The sequence below is a fragment of the Acinetobacter sp. YH12070 genome (genome assembly GCF_013419625.1).
Classification (GTDB): domain Bacteria; phylum Pseudomonadota; class Gammaproteobacteria; order Pseudomonadales; family Moraxellaceae; genus Acinetobacter; species Acinetobacter amyesii.
Genome location: NZ_VOZT01000010.1, coordinates 36,214 through 55,975 on the forward strand (window position 1 = coordinate 36,214; position 19,762 = coordinate 55,975).

At 41.1% G+C, this 19,762-nt stretch carries 18 protein-coding genes; 11 read left to right on the forward strand and 7 right to left on the reverse strand.

Going from position 1 to position 19,762, the window contains the following annotated elements; all coding sequences use genetic code 11:
• The first annotated feature begins 192 nt into the window (after positions 1–192).
• Positions 193–3,306 (forward strand): DNA translocase FtsK, encoded by a 3,114-nt coding sequence (locus FTU17_RS04430; RefSeq protein WP_180134768.1) that lies wholly within the window; start codon positions 193–195, stop codon positions 3,304–3,306.
• 41 nt (positions 3,307–3,347) lie between these two features.
• Here the strand turns inward: FTU17_RS04430 and FTU17_RS04435 are convergent, their stop codons facing one another.
• A complete protein-coding gene (locus tag FTU17_RS04435) occupies positions 3,348–4,244 on the reverse strand; it encodes a LysR family transcriptional regulator (RefSeq protein WP_180134782.1) in 897 nt (298 codons plus the stop codon).
• A gap of 104 nt (positions 4,245–4,348) precedes the next feature.
• On the opposite strand from FTU17_RS04435, the gene FTU17_RS04440 reads away from it, so the two are divergent.
• Positions 4,349–5,251: an AEC family transporter gene (locus FTU17_RS04440; protein WP_180134769.1), complete on the forward strand. Its 903-nt coding sequence runs from the start codon at positions 4,349–4,351 to the stop codon at positions 5,249–5,251.
• An 81-nt stretch (positions 5,252–5,332) separates the two neighbouring features.
• On the opposite strand, the gene FTU17_RS04445 is transcribed toward FTU17_RS04440, so the two are convergent.
• The 6 genes from FTU17_RS04445 to FTU17_RS04470 form a co-directional block, all read right to left on the reverse strand.
• A complete protein-coding gene (locus tag FTU17_RS04445) occupies positions 5,333–5,620 on the reverse strand; it encodes a PA4642 family protein (protein WP_067766167.1) in 288 nt (95 codons plus the stop codon).
• A gap of 289 nt (positions 5,621–5,909) precedes the next feature.
• Complete coding sequence (gene minE / locus FTU17_RS04450; protein WP_078190039.1) at positions 5,910–6,182, reverse strand: cell division topological specificity factor MinE; 273 nt, start codon at positions 6,180–6,182, stop codon at positions 5,910–5,912.
• A 2-nt stretch (positions 6,183–6,184) separates the two neighbouring features.
• Positions 6,185–6,997: a septum site-determining protein MinD gene (gene minD, locus FTU17_RS04455; protein ID WP_067670152.1), complete on the reverse strand. Its 813-nt coding sequence runs from the start codon at positions 6,995–6,997 to the stop codon at positions 6,185–6,187.
• Between the two features lie 65 nt (positions 6,998–7,062).
• Complete coding sequence (minC, locus tag FTU17_RS04460) at positions 7,063–7,782, reverse strand: septum site-determining protein MinC (protein WP_180134770.1); 720 nt, start codon at positions 7,780–7,782, stop codon at positions 7,063–7,065.
• Between the two features lie 125 nt (positions 7,783–7,907).
• On the reverse strand, positions 7,908–8,972 hold the full coding sequence (locus FTU17_RS04465; RefSeq protein WP_373684057.1) for a preprotein translocase subunit SecA: 1,065 nt from the start codon (positions 8,970–8,972) through the stop codon (positions 7,908–7,910).
• A gap of 15 nt (positions 8,973–8,987) precedes the next feature.
• Complete coding sequence (locus FTU17_RS04470) at positions 8,988–9,911, reverse strand: acyltransferase (protein ID WP_180134771.1); 924 nt, start codon at positions 9,909–9,911, stop codon at positions 8,988–8,990.
• Between the two features lie 247 nt (positions 9,912–10,158).
• Between FTU17_RS04470 and FTU17_RS04475 the strand changes: the two genes are divergently transcribed.
• From FTU17_RS04475 to FTU17_RS04515, 9 genes are all read left to right on the forward strand, one after another.
• Positions 10,159–10,791 (forward strand): OmpA family protein, encoded by a 633-nt coding sequence (locus FTU17_RS04475; protein WP_168379081.1) that lies wholly within the window; start codon positions 10,159–10,161, stop codon positions 10,789–10,791.
• Between the two features lie 137 nt (positions 10,792–10,928).
• A complete protein-coding gene (locus FTU17_RS04480; RefSeq protein WP_078193107.1) occupies positions 10,929–12,968 on the forward strand; it encodes a UvrD-helicase domain-containing protein in 2,040 nt (679 codons plus the stop codon).
• Between the two features lie 62 nt (positions 12,969–13,030).
• On the forward strand, positions 13,031–13,483 hold the full coding sequence (dut, locus tag FTU17_RS04485; RefSeq protein WP_111885270.1) for a dUTP diphosphatase: 453 nt from the start codon (positions 13,031–13,033) through the stop codon (positions 13,481–13,483).
• 566 nt (positions 13,484–14,049) lie between these two features.
• Positions 14,050–15,474, forward strand: coding sequence for a phosphomannomutase/phosphoglucomutase (locus tag FTU17_RS04490; RefSeq protein ID WP_180102404.1), 1,425 nt, complete (start codon positions 14,050–14,052; stop codon positions 15,472–15,474).
• Positions 15,475–15,484: 10 nt separating this feature from the next.
• Positions 15,485–16,393: an acetylglutamate kinase gene (gene argB / locus FTU17_RS04495; RefSeq protein WP_078190033.1), complete on the forward strand. Its 909-nt coding sequence runs from the start codon at positions 15,485–15,487 to the stop codon at positions 16,391–16,393.
• Positions 16,394–16,602: 209 nt separating this feature from the next.
• Positions 16,603–17,451 carry a class II glutamine amidotransferase gene (locus FTU17_RS04500; RefSeq protein WP_168379079.1) on the forward strand — a complete coding sequence of 283 codons (849 nt, stop codon included), beginning with the start codon at positions 16,603–16,605 and terminating at the stop codon, positions 17,449–17,451.
• Positions 17,452–17,714: 263 nt separating this feature from the next.
• Complete coding sequence (locus tag FTU17_RS04505) at positions 17,715–18,170, forward strand: bacteriohemerythrin (RefSeq protein ID WP_078190032.1); 456 nt, start codon at positions 17,715–17,717, stop codon at positions 18,168–18,170.
• A 141-nt stretch (positions 18,171–18,311) separates the two neighbouring features.
• The gene (locus tag FTU17_RS04510) at positions 18,312–19,394 is read left to right on the forward strand and encodes a hypothetical protein (RefSeq protein ID WP_180134772.1); all 1,083 of its coding nucleotides are present in this window, start codon (positions 18,312–18,314) and stop codon (positions 19,392–19,394) included.
• Positions 19,394–19,720, forward strand: coding sequence for an RnfH family protein (locus FTU17_RS04515; protein ID WP_078190030.1), 327 nt, complete (start codon positions 19,394–19,396; stop codon positions 19,718–19,720). Before FTU17_RS04510 ends, FTU17_RS04515 begins: the two co-directional genes overlap by 1 nt.
• Positions 19,721–19,762 lie beyond the last annotated feature (42 nt).

Sequence of the window (19,762 nt, forward strand, 5' to 3'; positions counted from 1 at the left end):
GTGTGAGATTAAAGTCGATATTATTGATCATCGAAATCGTTTTGAGCTATATAGAATAAAGTTAACAACTATACTTAAATTATCTTGCATCTTTTTTATTGAACAGGTGCATAATAACAGGTTTAGATTCAGCTCATTTTTGTTGTGGGTAATGACAAAAACATTCATGAAGAATTGGTTACAGGAACGTATATGACAGCGGTGTCGGGTGCATATGCACAGCGCTTAATAATGACATTATTCCTTGTTTCATTTGGGATATATCTGTTCCTTGCAACAGTCACATATACGCCATTTGATCCGGGATGGATGCATTTATCCAGTGATACTCAGCAAGTTTCAAATGCCAGCGGCGTCGCAGGCGCATGGATAGCTGACTTACTATATGGATTTTTAGGTTGGGCAAGTTTGCTGATACCTGTCTATTTATTTCTCGAAGCAATTCAAGTCTGGTGGCCACGTAGTTTTCTAAACCGTCCATTTCGCTATGCTGCTCAGTTCTTTATTTTACTGGCAACTTCAAGTTTACTTTTCCTGTTTTGGAATGTTCCCGAAGATACTTTAGAAAATGCATCGGGCGGGATCATTGGCTATGAACTGGGTCAAAGTCTTCAACAAATATTAACGGTCTATGGTGCAGCAGTATTTCTCATTGCATTTTGGATCATGTTGTTCACTTTGGCCTTTGGTATCAAGTGGAATAAGACATGGGCAACCATGAAGTCCACACCGGCTTATCTCCAAGATTTGTTCTATCGCAATGTGCCTGAAGGCGACACCGCATTTGACCGTACAGTACCAACGACTAAAAAAGATAGTGCTGCTGCGCATGCATCAAAAGTGGTTGCACCAGTAACACCGGCCGACGAACATCATGCGGTCGATGTCGATCCTGTGGTACGTGATCGCGTCGCTGAACGTTTATTTGATGATATTGCCGATAAAGAATGGGCAGACAAAGAATGGAACGCACAGCATTCATCTGCGGTAGATTTGGCAGAGACTGCTACGCTATCTGATGAAGATTTTGAACATACCTTGGCGAAAGTGCATCAGCTTGAACAAGATCAACAACGTGTTGTTGCAACAGGTGAAGTTTGGCGCGCATTACATTCCAATGATGACCAACGTCATAAACAAGATATTGATGCTTTACTGAAAGCGGCAGAAGAAGAGCAGCCTGCCAATCAAACTGAATATTTCAACAAAACAGCAGATGTGCATTCGAATTCTCCGACAGAAGCGGTGCAACCTGCTAAAAAATCAGTGGATTGGGATGATGATGAAATCTTCGATGAGCTGTTAGCGGCTGTCCCGAATAGTAAAACAGCGACGGATGTGCATAGCCCATTTAATACAGCGCAAAATGAAAGTCCAACAACGCATTCAAATGAATTTGCTACAGGTGCTGCTGCCACAGTTGCAGGTTTAGGTGTAGCTGCTGCACAGATTACACCGCTGACCACACCGAAAAATATCAGTGCTGAAACCGAATTTAATGATCTTGATGATTTGCTGGTTGAAGAAGCAGAGCGAGCGATAGAACAGGCGCAGCCGGTTCGTACAACCAGTAGTTACGCGCAATCTACGCCTTTGGTTCGTGCTGAAATCAATACGCAGCCGCAGACTTTTGTATCTGATGATGAAAAAGCCTTAATCAGCTCGAATAAAGATGCTTTCCGTGAAGTGTGGCAAGAAACGGCGGGCAAACCTGAAGACATCGATTTAGATCTCGAAGATGATTTTGACTTTGATGCTCCTTTAACCGATGCCTCTGGTCGTCCAATGTCACGTGCGATGCAAGTGGCACAAAAACGCTTGGATTTACCGACTTTGCCGGGCTTGGAAATCTTAGATCCGGTTGATCCGAACAAGAAAGTCAATTTCACTGCAGAGCAATTGTCTCGCTTGTCTGAACTTTTAGAAATTAAACTGCAAGAGTTTAATGTCAAAGCCAAAGTTGTAGAAGCACAGCCGGGCCCTGTCGTGACACGTTTTGAACTAGATTTGGCACCCGGTGTCAAAGCGTCGAAAGTCACCAATATTTCACGTGACTTGGCACGCTCAATGTCTATGGCTTCTGTGCGTGTGGTGGAAGTTATTCCGGGTAAACCGTATATCGGGATTGAAGTCCCAAATAGTTCACGTGAAATGGTTCGACTTATTGAGCTGTTAGAAACGCCGGCATACCGTGATCCAAATGCCTTACTTAGTATGGCGATGGGTAAAGACATTTCCGGCAATCCTGTCTTGGCAGATTTGGCGAAAGCACCGCATATGTTGGTGGCAGGTACTACGGGTTCTGGTAAGTCAGTCGCAGTCAATGCCATGTTGTTGTCGATGTTATTGAAGTATACACCTGAGCAACTGCGTCTCATCATGATTGACCCGAAACAGTTGGAACTTGCCAATTATAACGATATTCCACATTTATTAACGCCTGTCGTAACCGACATGAAAGATGCGGTGAGTGCATTAAACTGGTGTGTCAATGAAATGGAGCGTCGTTATAAGCTGATGTCTTTGATGAAAGTGCGTAAGCTGACTGACTTTAACCGCAAAATTGAAGAAGCAATGGCCAATGGTGAAGATCTCATTGATCCAACTTGGAAGCCAGATGACTCTGCAACCCAAAGTCGTGCGCCACGTTTACAGCCGATGCCGTTGATCGTAATTGTTGCCGACGAATTTGCCGATATGATCATGCAAGTGGGTAAAAAAGCCGAAGAAATGATTACCCGTCTTGCACAAAAATCACGTGCAGCAGGGATTCATTTGCTGTTGGCGACACAGCGTCCAACCGTAGATGTAGTAACAGGTTTGATCAAAGCCAATATTCCAACCCGTGCTGCGCTACGTGTGAACAGTAAACTGGATTCACGTACTATCTTAGATGCTGGTGGTGCGGAAGACTTACTGGGTCATGGTGATATGTTGTTCCTCGGACCGGGTAAAATTGAACCTGAGCGGGTGCATGGCGCGTTTATTTCAGACGATGAAGTGAACCGTATTTGTGATGCATGGCGTGAGCGCGGTGAACCGAATTATGTCGATGAAATCCTCACGCCTTATGATGAAGAGCCGACATCTCGCGGTTTTGAAGATGGTGATGGCGGATCAGACCGTGATGCGCTGTATGATCAATGTGTTAGTTTCGTTTTGGAAACACGTAAAGCATCGACCTCATCTTTACAGCGTAAATTTAGCCTCGGTTATAACCGTGCTGCACGGATTATTGATCAGATGGAAGAAAATGGCATCGTCAGTGGGATGGGGCCAAATGGTAAACGAGATATTTTGGTCTAAGTCCTAAAACAAAAAACCTGCTTCGGCAGGTTTTTTTATTTTTAGATTGTGAACTCTTCTTGGTAGAACATGGACTGGGCCAGTTCGATAAAAGCTTTGCAGGCAGGGCTCATGAGTTTTTGATTTTTTACGGCGAGTCCAATCTGCCGTTGGGTATTTGGAAAGAGTGGACGTTTAACCACATGTGGATGTAGCGCCAACAGCTCAGCAGGCATAGCCATATCCGCAACGATAGCAATCCCTTCCTGTAAATTCACCATGTTTAAAATGGTTAACAGTTGCGACATTTGATAGGTGATTTTAGGTTGTATTTGGTGTTGTTTAAGCAGTTTTTCGACATGGGACTGGCTGCCTGCACGGGTCATAATAAAGGGGTAGTTTTGTAGGTCTTGGATATTTAAATGACTGTGTTTGGAAACTGAATAACTATCTGGAATCAAGGCAATGAAAATATCTTGGATTAAGGGGAAGGTGAACAGTTGCGGCTTAGGGAGTACGGCAAAACCCACATCAATTTGACGTTCAGAAATCCAACGAGACACTTCTGCATCGGTGCCTTCCTCGACATAGATCTCAATATGCGGATAACGTTCTCGATACGCCTTTAATAGCTCTGGAAGCAGATGAATCGAACTAGAAGAACCAAAAGAACCAATTCTCAGTGTTCCTTGTTGAATACCATGTGCGGCATGCACTTCTTGTTGCATGATTTGTGCGGTATTGATGACTTCTTTGGCATGTAGCAATAACTGCTGACCAATGTGGGTCAGGCTTATTTCGCCTTGCTCACGGCTAAATAAGCTGACATTCCAATGTTGCTCTAAACACTTTAATGCATGAGAGACAGCCGACTGAGTAATTCCCAGTTGCCGAGCAGCGAGAGTAAAGCTTTGTTGTTCTGCGACTTTAATAAAAATTTCAAGCTGAGAAAATGTCATTGCCATGAGTAATTGCTCATTTTGTTATGAGTCTAGATGAGGATTATATTGTGCTACATAAATGGTTAAAGATGAAATAGCTTGTTTATTTCAAGGCGTACAGCATGAATATCGTCGTCGCATTGTTTCCCCTCGTTGCATTAATAGCGATGGGCTATATCCTTAAATACACACAGTTTGTTCAGGATGAATTTTGGGCAAATTCAGAAAAACTCAATTACTACGTTTTATTTCCTGTGCTGCTATTTTTGAATGTATCAGCCGTGCAATTGGATATGAACACTGTTTCACGAATGTTGACAGTACTGGTTGCGGGCACCTGTTTGATCAGCATCGTGTTGTGGGGGATCAAGCAGTTTATGCATATCCCCGTGCAGCGTTTTGGCGTGTATATCCAAAGTCATATTCGTTTTAATACCTATATTGGCTTGTCATTAATGGGGGCGCTGTTTGGCTCAGAAGGCATGCAAATGTTTGCCATGTTAATTGCCGTTGCTGTGCCCTTAGTTAATATTATTTCAGTATTGGCTTTTTCAAATTTAAGTGTGAAGCAATTGGGGCAGACCTGTCAGTCCATCGCAAAAAATCCCTTAATTTTAGGCTGTGTGGCAGGGGTATTGTTTAATTTATCAGGCTTGAGTCTGTTTAAAGGCTTACCTGAATTATTAAAAATATTGGCAGCCATGAGTTTACCGCTCGGACTACTTTCCGTTGGGGCAGCATTACAGTTTCAGCAAATGCGCGCCGATCTACGTCGTTTAAGTTTAAATACGATAGGGCGTCTCATGTTAATGCCATGTATGGCTTATCTATTGAGTACATGGATGGGTTTGACTGATTTTGAACGGATGATTTTAGTGGTCTTTTTTGCTTTGCCGACGGCATCATCGTCCTATATTTTGACACGCTATTATCAGGGCGATTCACAACTGATGGCGGCGATTATTAGTGTGCAAACCATTGGTTTTGGCTTGATGTTTCCATTGCTCATGTTGACCGTGCATTGATTATGATGATATTCAATAACGCCGGTATTAAATAAGATAAAAAAGCCCGCATCATGCGGGCTTTTTTTTCGGTACTCGAAATTAAGCAAATTTTGCCAATACTTCGAGGAAACCTGCGCTTTGACGTGGATATTGAGCAATCACGTCATGAATACGCTGACCTTCAGGATTAGTTGCGTTCACATCACGGCCATCGGCAACGAATTGAGTCAAAAGACGCTCATAGTCATTTGGACGCATATGTTTGAAAGCATGGTAAAGCACGTGAAAGTCGCCATTCACTCCTTCAGGAGGAAGCTGAGTAAGGTAGGCAAATACACGCTCATCTGACCATTCTTCGTTGAACGTTGCTGGCTGAGATAATGCCATCGCAATCTCCTTGCTGGTTTAAAAATACAAAAAGGCAAAAATGAGTACGCAAGTAAAATGGTTTTATTCGCCATCTCTAAGTTAAGCGACTCATTTTATGGTTGGATCAAAAGTTATTTTTTGTTATCCCGTTTACTCGAAGCAAAGCTTTTGATCTAACAAAGGAATAAAACTAATCCAGCCCACTCGAAGCAAAGCTTCTCGTCTTGCGGCTGGGTAAAGCAGCGCTTTACTGATCCAGCCTCACATTTTGCCTTGATTCAATTTACTTGGCTAATCAGAATTCAGATTAACGTTCTTCAGGCAAATTGATATTCATTTCAAGCATTTCAATATTCGCTTCAGAACGAACAGACATTTGAATATGTTGCTCATCTACACCACGAACATAGCGGTTTACCACTTGCATGATTTCTTTTTTCATCATGTCAATCTTGTCTTGGCTAAGGCGTTTACCTAAACCATTCTCAGATGCCACGATGACTTTTAAACGGTCTTTTGCCGTTTGTGCGCTTGACGGTTTCTCGTCGCTGCTAAAAAGTTTGCTCCAGAATCCTGCCATGATTACGCTCCAAATAGACGTGCTAACCAACCCTTAGGTTTTACCGTAATGTGACGGTAAGGGCGCTCTTCACCAAGGAAACGCGCAACAAGGTCATCATACGCTTGGCCAGCCGCTTCTTCTGTAAACAGAATCACTGGTTTACCTTCGTTCGATGCTTGTAGAACGCTTTTACATTCAGGAATAACACCTAAAGTCGGTACGCGTAAAATATCTTTTGAAATGTCATCAATCGTCAACATCTCTTGTTTATCCGCACGTTCTGGATTGAAACGTGTAATACAGAGATGCTTACGGATACGACCTTCGTTTTGTTCTACTTTTTTGGTTTTGCTGTCGAGCATACCAATAATACGGTCAGAGTCACGTACCGAAGAAATTTCTGGGTTCGTCACAATGATCGCTTCATCAGCATGATACATTGCTAAAATTGCACCACGTTCGATACCCGCAGGTGAGTCACAAATAATGTAATCAAACTCTTGAGAAAGTTCGTCCATTACACGTGCTACACCTTCATCTGTTAACGCGTCTTTATCACGTGTTTGAGATGCTGGCAAAATGTAGAGATTTTCAATATCTTTATCGCGAATAAGCGCTTGTTGTAATCGAGCTTCGTTATTCAATACGTTTACAAAGTCATATACAACGCGGCGTTCACAGCCCATGATCAAGTCAAGGTTACGTAAACCCACATCAAAGTCGATCACAACAGTTTTGTGGCCGCGAAGGGCTAAACCTGTTGCAAAAGATGCGCTTGTAGTTGTTTTACCTACGCCACCTTTACCTGATGTTACGACAACAATTTTCGCCACCGAATCCACTCCTGTTATGGTTTAAATCCCCTTTTTTAATTAGGGGTTTGGTGATTATTTATACATTAAAATTGCAAAGCTTCAAATACTAGCTCTTGCTGGTCATTCAAATAAATATGTACTGGCTGTTTGACCACATGAAGTGGAATATCATCAGCGACACAGTAAGTCCCTGCAATTGAAACCAATTCAGCTTCTAATGAATGGCAGAAAATACGTGCAGCCGTGTTCCCACCAGCTCCGGCAATGACTCTACCACGAGCACTACCATAAATATGTATATTTCCTGAAGCAATTACTTCTGAACCACTATTAATCCCAGCATTAATAATGATATCGCCATGGTCTTGAACTAAACATTGACCTGTACGCAAAATTTCATTGTGATACGACGTAGCATGACGAATGGTCGGTACTTCGACTGCAGCAATTTTATCTTCGGTTTTTTCTTCTGCAGGCGCGGGTTCTTCAACCACTTGTTCGCGTGTCGGTTTAACTTGTTGTAGTTTGCGATCCGCAGGAACTACGGGAAATTGGATAGCACGTGCTTGGTCCGATAGCGGACCTTCAGTGACACCAATCGGTTGAATTTCAATACTAATAAGTAGTTGAATCAGTGCAATTAGTTCTTGATCAACCGTACTTTCAATCACGGCTAATGTTCCGGGTGGAAAAGCCTTTTGGAACATTGGAGTAAGTTGCTGGCGGATCGCATCATGATCATTGGTATCGAGGTGAATGCGAATCGCATTGACCATTTTGCCTTTTATCCGTATATCAGCCATATTGAATCCTTGAGACTTCTAACTATTACTTTTGTGCCGAAGTAGTTATGTTGTAAATAGAGCAAATCCTAGAACAATTTGCATGAATACTCTAGCGGAGTTCGCAATTATTTTTGACTAAGTGTTTATTCTGTAGCTTGGTCCTGTTCCTGCATAATCTGCTGCCACTGTTTTACTTTCACTTGCTTACGAATAGCCTCTAGACTTTCAAAAACCGCAGAGCGAACCAACTCATCCAGCTGGACATTATTTTCGATTTCAATACGGCTAACACGCTGTGAAATGTCTAAGTATAGATTGGGTTTTTGAGCCGTAGATGTATTGGGATAAGCCAATGGGGAAATTAAACCTTGGGTAATATTTTCACCCAAACGTTGCCCGATACTTTGAATCTGCTGTTCAATGCGGCTGCCAACGATTGGCACTAAGCGCAATAGCTGCGTGAGTTCTGGAGTGTCTTCGATGGCCTGACTGACGATTTGTCCGACATTTTTGGCGATCAATTCACGTTCAGTACGTAGCTCTTTGCTTAAATTTTCTTGCAAAATCTCAGCTAAAACTTGGGTGAACATCTCACGGTGATGCTGCACAAGATTACTAATTAGGTCTTTATGGGTTGTACTGGTATTGAGCTCATGCTTAACACCATCTAACACGGTAAGTACTACTCGATCAGACAGTTCTTCCATCACGACTCGATAGTAGAACAATGCCTTTTTCTGCCATGCAGAAGGCACGATTTGATAGCCCATTTCATACAGTCGATAAGCAATAATGCCCGCACGAAATAAACGCAGGAAACGTAAATGCGGCACAATGGCTAAAATTTCGTACCAATGAATAAACGGGAAGAAGAACCAGCGCTGATGGTGCTTGTTGATGATAGCGATAGCCCAACGTACCAACAGTTCGACTATCAAAAAGATAATAAACCACGCTTCGGTGGTAATGACCCACGGATGCAAATGTTCACGGTAAAAACTCAGCACATCGGGCAGGTGGATATTGTTAAAGAACCAACTGCCAAGATTGCTCATGAGGAAAAAGTTCATGCACAGGCAGAACAAGTTAAAAACAATAATAAACACCATGAAAATGTCATAAATCAAAAACAGTTTGAATGACCAACTGTTTGGATTGACATGATGATATTTAGATTTCTTGTTTTGCGGCATGCTGTTCTGCGACATAAAACTTCTTCTTAATTATTCAGTAACTGAGTATTTAGCTTTCATACGAGTAATGAGTTGGTCTTTCTCCGTCCACAGCTCATCTACCCAATGCTGAAATTTTTCACGGAATTCTGCATCATCTTCATAGTTGCCGCCATGCACCCAAGTAGGAATTTCAATTTTACGCAAATCCACGGCTATGCGTGGAACTTCACCGAGCCAAAATTCACCATAACCTGGTGCGCCATTTGGATAGACGATGGTCATATCTACGAGGGCATCGACTTGATCCCCTAAAATATTGAGTGCCAGTGCCAAACCACCTGCTTTTGGTTTAAGAAGATTTTGATACGGCGATTGCTGCTGTGCATGTTTTTCAGGGGTAAAGCGAGTGCCTTCCAAATAGTTCAGCAGGGTAAAAGGCTGGCTCAATAACTGTTCACAAGATTTACGCGCTTCTTCCATATCTCGATATTTAAGTTCAGGATTTTTCGCGATTTGTTCTTTGCTATGACGTTTCATCATTGGGAAGCCTAAAATTTTAAAAGCTTGTCCCACAAATGGAATGAAAATGAGCTCCCATTTGGTAAAGAAACGCGTCAGAGGCATACGGGTTAAACCAAAATATTGGTTGACTGTCGTATCGACCCAACTTTGATGATTACAGGTCATGAGATAGCGACCCTGCAAATTTAAGTCGAGGCCTTCATCGATGGTAATGTCCCATTCGGTATTAGGCAGAACATGGTCAATCAGCCAGTTATTGACGGTGAGCCAACTGTTGGTGATTTTAATGTTGGTTTCATCGACCTTTTTTGATTTTTTAAAGAGTTTGGTCAGACCAAGGGCTAAAACAGGAGGACCATGGAAAAAAGTACTGCCTGTCATAACGGAACCGACGGTAAGTCCTTTGCTAATTTTTTTTAGTGTCGGTTGCTTATTTGTTTGAGATGACATATAAAAAGTCCTAGCGGAAATTGTCCAAATAATGATTGATTCTAGTAAATATAGTTCGAGTTGATTAAATAAAAAAGGGCATCTGCTGAACTGTGAAGAAATTGTGATGGAATTAACAAATAAATCTCGTATTCATATTACAAATTGTAACTAAACGTTTTATTATTAACAAAAAATCAATGGTTCAGCCATTTGTTTTACTTCATCATTTCAACCATACAACAAAACACAAAGAAGGAGGCATGCAATGCGTGCACTAGTAATTTCGGCAGTAGTTGGGGCAATGGCACTTACTGGTTGTCAAAACATGGAATATGACAAAGCAGCAATCGGTACTGGTCTAGGTGCTCTTTTAGGCGCTGGTATTGCTTATTCTAATGCTGATAAAGACAAAATGGGTCAAGCAGCTGCAATTGGTGCTGTAGTTGGTGGTGGTGCAGGTCTTCTTCTTGATAAGAAAGAAAAACGTCTTAAACAAGAATTGGCTGGTACTGGTGTTGACGTAGGTCGTAATCCAGATGGTTCGATCAACCTTGTTATGCCATCAGTAACTTTCGCAACTAACTCTTCAACTATTCAATCTCAGTTCCAATCTGCGTTGAATGACGTTGCTAAAGTATTGCGTGAAGACGGTACTGCAAACAAACTTGCAATCGTTGTACACGGTCACACAGATAACACAGGTTCTGATGCGATCAACAACCCACTTTCTCAAAACCGTGCAAACTCAGTGAAAAACTACCTAGCGTCTCAAGGTATTTCTTCAACTCGTATTACTGCACGTGGTTACGGTTCAACTTCTCCAGTAGCGGATAACTCAACTGCTGCAGGTCGTGAACAAAACCGTCGCGTAGAAATCTCAGTTTACGAAACTAAATAAGTTTTAGTTCGAAACGAAAGGCCACCCTCGGGTGGCTTTTTTTATGGCATTTTTAATGACCGATAAAATACATTTTGCATTAGGCAAGATCGTTTCAGATGACTATAATCATCCTCGAATTAATAAGAGGAAAGACTATGTCACTGGCAAGTCAGTTGAACGACAAGCAACTTGAAGCAATGAAATACACTCAAGGACCCTTGTTAGTACTTGCAGGGGCAGGTTCAGGCAAAACATCGGTGATTACCCGTAAAATTGCCTATCTGGTGAAGCATTGTGGTATTCCTGCGCACCGTATCACCGCAATGACCTTTACCAACAAAGCTGCGCGTGAAATGAAAGAGCGTGTGACGAAGCTGATGAGTCGTGAAGAGGCAAAAGGGCTGTCGGTTTCTACATTCCATAACTTCGGGCTAAACATGCTTCGTTTGGAATTAAAAAATACACCGTTAAAAAATAACTTTTCTATTTTAGATGCAGATGACTGCAAACGCATTTTGATGGATTTAATGCATCGTGACAATTTGTCGGGTGCAGAAAGTAAAGAGCTGATTGCCAAAGCCATGAAAATGATTTCAGATTGGAAAAACGATCTGATTCCACCTGAGCAAGCGCACACCACTTGTGAAACAGCAGAAGATGTTCAATTTGCGCATTTGTATCAACTGTATGAGCGTAATTTACGTGCCTACAATGCTGTGGATTTTGATGATTTGATTGTCATGCCGACGCGCTTATTACAAGAAAATGCAGAAGTGCGTGATCGTTGGCAAAATCGAATCCGCTATTTATTGGTCGACGAATATCAAGATACCAACACCGCGCAATATATCTTGGTGAAATTACTCGTGGGTGTCATGGGACAGTTCACCGCGGTAGGTGATGATGACCAATCGATTTATGCATGGCGTGGTGCTAAGCCTGAGAATATGGCTTTATTGAAGGAAGATTTCCGTAATCTGAAAGTGATTAAACTTGAGCAAAACTATCGCTCGACCAGTCGTATTTTAAAAGCAGCAAATACCGTTATTGGCAATAACCCACATATTTTCGATAAAAAGCTCTGGTCAGATAAAGGCCACGGTGAAGTGATCCGCGTGATTACTTGTCGTAATGACGATGATGAATCAGAACGCGTCGTAAAAGACTTGATCACGCATAAGCTGATGAACGGTAAAAACTGGAAAGACTACGCCATTTTATATCGTGGTAATTTCCAAGCGCGCGCTCTTGAGACACAGCTCCGCCAAATGCAGATCCCGTATAAATTATCGGGTGGTCAGTCTTTCTTCGCTCGTGCTGAAATTAAGGACTTGATGAGCTATTTACGTTTGATCATCAACCCTGAAGATGACAGTGCATTCTTACGAATTATCAATACACCAAAACGTGCGATTGGCCCTGTGACTTTGGAAAAGCTTGGTCTATTTGCGCAGGAAAGTAATTTATCCTTACTCAGTGCAGCAGGCGACCAGCGCTTAAGTATGGCGATTCCGAAAAAAGCCACAACCCAATTGGCCGAATTTGCGGACTTTATTTCGACCTTTACCCGTGAATTGTTAGAAGATGATGAGCCTGTTCCGATCATTCGTCGCATGATGATAGAAGCGGGTTATATCGACTATGTGAAAGAGTCGGCAGCAACGCCAGCACAGGAAAAAACCAAACTCGATAATATTGAAGTGCTGTATAGCAGTATTCAAAGTTTGATTAACCGTGCAGAAGATGTAGATGAAAAGAACATTGAAAGTGTGATTCGTAAAATGGTGTTGCTCGATATGTTAGAACAGCAACAAGAAGAAGAAGACACTGATAAAGTCAATTTGTTAACACTCCATGCGTCGAAAGGTCTGGAATTTCCATTTGTTTATTTGATTGGTCTAGAAGAAGAAATTCTGCCGCATAAGAACTCCATTGCTGCCGACACGGTCGAGGAAGAACGTCGACTGATGTACGTGGGGATTACTCGTGCACGTCAAGGTTTAACCATGACTTTGGCTGAGCAACGTAAAGCCGGTGGGCAAATGCGACAAATGACGCCTAGCCGTTTCTTGGATGAACTACCACAAGATGAATTGGAGTGGTTAGGACGCAAGAAAAAGCTAGCAGGGGATATCGATCCTAAACAGCAAGCACAGCATTATTTAGAAAATTTACGTGCGCTGATTAAGCGTTAAAGCTTAAAGCGTAGATTATTTTTATTTTTTGAAAATTCGTTTTATTGAAACAGGAATGAACCATGAAAGTTCAAGTTAAAGTTCTCGACACACGTTTAGGTACAGAATGGCCAATGCCAACTTATGCAACAGCAGGTTCGGCAGGCCTTGATCTACGTGCATGTGTAGAAGAGACTACCGTGATTGAGCCGGGTCAAACTGTTCTGGTAAAAACAGGCCTATCGATTTATATCGAAGACACTAACTTTGCAGGTTTAATTTTGCCGCGTTCAGGCTTAGGTCATAAACACGGAATCGTGTTGGGTAACTTGGTCGGTTTGATTGACTCAGACTACCAAGGTGAATTGATGGTATCTGTTTGGAACCGTAGCCAAACGGCATTTAGCCTAGAGCCGGGTGAGCGTTTAGCACAATATGTTTTAGTGCCAGTTGTACAAGCTCAGTTTGATATTGTGGATGAGTTTGAAGCCACTGAACGTGGTGCAGGCGGTTTTGGTCATACAGGTAAAAACTAATCAGCGCTAAACATATTGCTGCAGTGCGTTGACAAGTAACATGCCTGCAATCAAGTAGCTAATAAAAAACCATCCTCGTGATGGTTTTTTATTTAAATTTTAAATTTATTCATAATATCTAGATTTTTATCGTGAAAGATTATGGTGCCTACCAGAGAGTGTTGAATTCTGATGAACTTAATACGTTTATACTTTTGAATGACATGAATATCTGAATCAATGATGAGTGATTTTATTTTGATCAATTTACTATATGTGTACAGAGTGGATTTTGAATATAAAAAATCTTGGAAAAGTAAAAATTTAATTAGATAAAAGAAAATAAGCAAGTTAATTAAATGTAACTCAAAGATTTATTTATGAAAATAATCTTGAAAACAAGAAGTAATGTTAGATTGTTGTCAGATTTTTGGTCAGTGCTTAAATATTATTAATTGATTGTTAACTAAATTTGTTATAAAAAAGCTACACTTTTTTTCAGGATTTTATCCTTTAATTAAAAGCTTAAATTCTCATGAGAATTTTAGATTTTTTAATTAATAAAGATGTAATTAGAAGAACATAGTATGGGTTCACTGTTTAGTCACTTTCCGCAACATATTTTTCGTGCATATGACATTCGCGGGAAAATATCGCTCTTAAATGCTGATTTAGTTCAGTCAATTGCTTGTGGCTTAGTCAAACAATATTTAGATGTAGGGCAAAAGAGACTTGCCATTGGCTATGATGCGCGTTTAACCAGTCCAACCTATGCAAAAATAATTCAAAAAGTCTGCCATGATGCTGGCCTTGAAGCGGAAATTATTGGCTGCTGCTCAAGCCCGATGTTGTATTTTATTGCGGGACAATTTCAAGGCAATGGCATTATGGTGACGGCGAGCCATAATCCAAAATCAGATAATGGTATCAAGTGGATTATCAAAGGTGAGCCACCTTGTCCGGAGATGATTCAACACGTTGCAGTCGAAGCACGAAATTGTTTTTCATCGGAACGCGTGCACTTGATGACTGAACTTGAGCCACACGAAATCAAACCTGAATATTGTTTGGCCTATCAGAAATTTATTTTAGATGACATTCATTTACAGCAACCGCTTAAAGTTGTGATCGATGGCATGCATGGTTCAGCTGGGCATTGTGCAGCCTTATTATTAAACAAATTAGGCTCTGATGTTTTGGCATTACGTTGCCAAGCTGATGGCCATTTCCCTGATCATGCTCCAGATCCATCACAGCTCAAACATTTAACTCACCTTCGCCAAGCCATACAGTTGCAAAAGGCCGATATTGGTATTGCGTTAGATGGTGATGGTGATCGTTTAGTACTGATTGATGAAACTGGCAAAGTGGTTTCTGCAGATCGATTATTATGTTTATTTGCTGAAATTTGTTTGACTCAAAAACCACATGCAGAAGTGGTATTTGATGTGAAATGTTCAACGATGATTCGCGATACTGTGTGTGATCTAGAAGCACAGCCTGTGATGATTCGAACAGGTAGTAGTTTCTTGCGAAAATATATTTCCCAATCTAAAGGCAAAGCGGTTTTTGGTGGTGAATACGCAGGGCATTATGTTTTTAATGATGGTCGTGGTGGTGGCTATGACGATGGTCTATATGCTGCTTTAAGGGTCTTAGAATATATTCAAGCTCAGGGACTGACATTGTCACAAGCTTTGGCGAAATATCCAGAGCGCTTTAGTACCGAAGATTTATATGTCAGTACGCATCAGCATGATCCAGCGGAAGTTTTAAAGCAGGTTGAAGCTAATTCTGCGCGAATTCCGGCACAAATCAGTAAAATTGATGGAATACGCCTTGATTTTGATGATGGATTTGGCATCATTCGAGCATCGAATACAGGTGAGTATTTCACTTTACGCTTTGATGCCAACTCATCAGCACGCTTAAAAGAAATACGAGATCTGTTTGTTTCCATGTTAGTTGAGCACTATCCAGACATTGCTCATGACATTCCAGATGCTCAATAAGGAGAGGCAAATGCCACATCAACATACTGGCATCGACAAAGCACAAATCCTGACGGAAGCTTTGCCGTATATTCAACGTTTTGCGGGTAAGACGCTGGTAGTGAAGTATGGTGGTAATGCCATGACCGATCCTGAGCTTGAGAGCTCATTTGCACGTGATATCGTACTGCTGAAAACGGTTGGTTTAAATCCGATTGTGGTACATGGCGGTGGTCCACAAGTGGATTCATTCCTCAAACAATTAGGCCGTGAGTCTGATCGTATCGACGGTATGCGCGTGACTGATCCTGCAACGATGGAAGTTGTCGAGATGGTCTTGGGCGGCAGCGTGAACAAATCGATTGTGAACTTAATCAATAAACACGGTGGCCGTGCGATTGGTTTAACCGGTAAAGATGGTAATTTGATCCGTGCGCAAAAATTATTGATGGAAAAAACTGCCGAAGATGGTTCAGTAAAACAGATTGATTTAGGTCTAGTTGGCGAAGTGGTTGGTGTGAAAACTGACGTACTTGAAATGTTTACCCAAAGCGATTTTATTCCTGTGATTGCACCATTAGGTGTAGACGAAGACGGCAATACCTATAACATCAATGCTGACTTGGTTGCAGGTAAAGTGGCGGAAGCATTGGGTGCGGAAAAGCTAATTCTATTGACCAATATCACGGGTGTTTTAGACGAAAATAAAAATCTGCTGACTGGGTTAACCACCCAAGAAGTCGATCGTTTGATTGAAACTGGCGTGATCTATGGCGGCATGATTCCGAAAGTTGGCTGTGCATTAGATGCAGTCAAAGGCGGCGTAATCAGCGCGCATATCGTTGATGGTCGTGTACCTCATGCAACATTACTTGAAATCTTTACAGATCATGGTGTGGGGACTTTAATCACCAATCGAACCAATGTGAAAAAAGCTTAAGATACTTAGCATTTTTTGATATAAAAAAGCCTCTTTTGAGGCTTTTTTATTATTTATCAGTTGGCTAAGTGACATTTGAAAAGATCAAATAATGTATTTGCCCTGTTGGATTATAAAAACTCTTACAATGGCGCCGATTTTAGATTTACAACAACTAAAACTGTCATGCACAATAGAGAAATCATAGATTTACTGCTGAAATGATCGATATGTGCCAGCTGCTCGGAATGAATTGTGCGACTCCTACCGATATTACTTTTTCGTTTCGGGGATTTTCGCAGCGAGCAGGAATTACCTCAGATCATTGTGATGGCTTTGGTATCGCTTTTTTTGAAGATAAAGCATGTCGTTTATTTGTCGACAATCAATCTGCTGTAGAGTCTCCGATTGCTGAGCTGATCCGAAACTACCCGATTAAATCTCGCAATGTGATTGCACACATTCGTAAAGCGACACAAGGCAAAATTAATCTTGAAAACTCACATCCATTTAGTCGTGAATTGTGGGGCAGACAGTGGATTTTTGCACATAATGGCGACCTACATGGCTTTCAGCCTGAGCTCACGGGGCGCTTCAACCCCGTCGGCAATACCGACAGTGAATTGGCCTTTTGCTATTTGCTCGAGCAAATGGTAAAACGTTTTGGTTATACCGAACCTACACTCGATCAGGTGTTTGATCTGTTATTAGAAATTTCTCCGAAAATTGCAGAACATGGCACCTTTAATTTTTGTTTGTCGAATGGGCAGGCGCTATTTAGTTATGCGATTACCAAGCTGCATTGGTTGGTTCGAGAGTTCCCATTTCAACCTGCACAGTTGATTGATATTGATGTTGAAGTCGATTTTAGTGAAGTCACCACGCCTGAAGACCGTGTTGCCGTGATTACCACTGAACCCCTAACGCAAAACGAAGTTTGGACAGCATTTGAGCCGGGTGAAATGATTTTATTTCAACATGGCCGTCCGATACGTGCTGCAAAGACGGTTGTTGAACGTTTAGAACGTGAGCGGCTGGACCCATCTTTAAAACGCGTCACGCGTGCAGATCAGTATTAATTTTGAATGAAAGATATTCATTATAAAAATGAATATCTTACACTTTATTGAATTAAGGGTATTTTCTAAGATATTGAATTGATTAAAAAATATCTTAGCTTTATGCTCGGGATTAAATAAATTAACATAATAAAAACAATTGATTACATTATAAATGGCAGTATTTCAATTAAAACCAACCTTTTTACTTCATTTTTATTTAAGTCCTTTAATTATATGATGAAATTTACGTGATAAGTCCTTCATATTTATAGGTGGTCGTAATGAAAATGAAATGGGTTCCAGAATACAATACTGGTATCGATGTGATTGACGATCAACACAAACGGATTCTTGACTACATCAATGAAATTGATGGCATTGACGCAAATACAGATCGTGATCGTGTAAAACAAATTTTGGAAAACATTATTGATTACACTCAATCACATTTTACCTTCGAAGAATCTTTACAAGAAGAAGCGGGTTATAAATATCGTGTGCCGCATAAACGTGTACATGATTTATTTATTAAAAAAATTGAATCTTATCGCGACCGTTTTGAAATGGGACATGCGATTGAAAATGAATTACATGAAGTGCTTTCAAAATGGCTGATTAACCATATTCAGCATGATGATGCTGATTATGTTGGTGCGGTTAAAGAAAATATGATGGGTATCATCAAAGAAAAAGAAAAGAAAAAAGGCAAAAATTGGTTTGCACGTTTCTTTTCATAACCCCAAAAATGAAATAAAAACAATTAAATTCTTATAATATCATTTGCGCAGCAAATCACCTTTAAGGTGGTTTGCTTTTTGTTTTTGATTTTCAAGGCACGGCAAGGCAAAATAGCGCTAGAATTTTCAAAGGAATTTGTCATGCAGGACAATGCGATGTCGAAATGGTTATCGCCACTGATGGCGTTCTGTTTATCTTTTATCATTATTGCAACTTTAGCACCGGTAACAGGTATTCAAATTGAACGTCAGCTAGATTTCTGGCTGTTGTGGCTAGGTACAATGCTTATTTTAGCTTTACCGCTATGTTATTTGGAGATTGCGTTAGCAAAACGTTCAAAAATTACAGCAGTTCAAGCACTGTCTTCGCTAACACGTGATGCGGATGCTTCACCCAAATGGCGTATAGTCGGTTGGCTTGCCGTAGTATTTATTCCATTTTTAGCAGGTGCCATGCTTTCAGCCGCGTCGCAATATGTGGCAATTTTTACAGCTAATGGCTTTGCCTATAGCATTATTTTGGCTGTCCTTGCGGTCATTGCATTTGCATTGTCGTTTGTACCACGCCAATTTTTAGTGATTTTGACCGCTATTGGTGTGATTGCTGCAGTAGTCTTAGCGAATGTTATGGGAACGGCATTGCCAGAATGGAAAATGACTACACTCGAATTTAGTGAGTGGGGCAATGCAACTGTTTTGGCGCTCGTAGCAAGTGGTTTGGGGATGGGCTTGTACTGGCAGTCAAGTTTGCCAGCCGTGAAGCAACAAGAGATTGCAAGCAAAACGGTATTTCCAATTTGGATCGCTCAACTCTTGGCAGTGATTGCTTTTGCTTTTTTCGCAGCAAAAACACAAGTACCTGCTTTAGCATTGGTTGTGGGTTTGGTTGCTGCTTCAGCATTGCTGATTCAAATGGCACGTGAACAATTACAACAACGCCAATTGGCCGTAATGGTGCAATGGGCGATTTTATTGGTTGCGGTTTTTGTATGGGCACTGAGCACTGTTGTTCCAGTATTTAATATTGCCTTGTTGATTTGGGGCTTAATTATTTGTCTGATTTATGCGATTTTCGCAGGTTGGATTATGAAGATTAGTCATCTACGTAAGTCAATGAACTTCAGTCATGAAGCTTTCTATAATATTTGGCGTATTGCCGTACGAATCGTCTTACCCTTGTCGATAGTATTGGCATTAGTAGCTGTAGTTGGGCAGTTATTCTAATGACCGCTCAGTTACAAGTGTGGGTGGCTTATGCAGGCGTTGAACAGCAGATATTAATTCCGCTGAGCTTTAACCCCGGTATGACTGCTGAAGATGCCATTATGCAAAGTGGTATTCGACAGCAAGTTGAATTACCCGAAGAGTTAACCCTTGGAATCTTCGGGGCACGTTTAAGCGATGCTTCTCAGTTACTTGAAGCAGGTGATCGCGTCGAAATCTATCGTGCATTAACCATTAATCCGAAAGATATTCGTCGTAATCGCGCCAAGAAAAATCCCGTCGGCCGTTATTGTCGAGGCAATCGTTTCAAGCAATTGTACTTATAAAAAAAACCCCTAAATTTAGGGGTTTATTTTTATCTTAAAGCG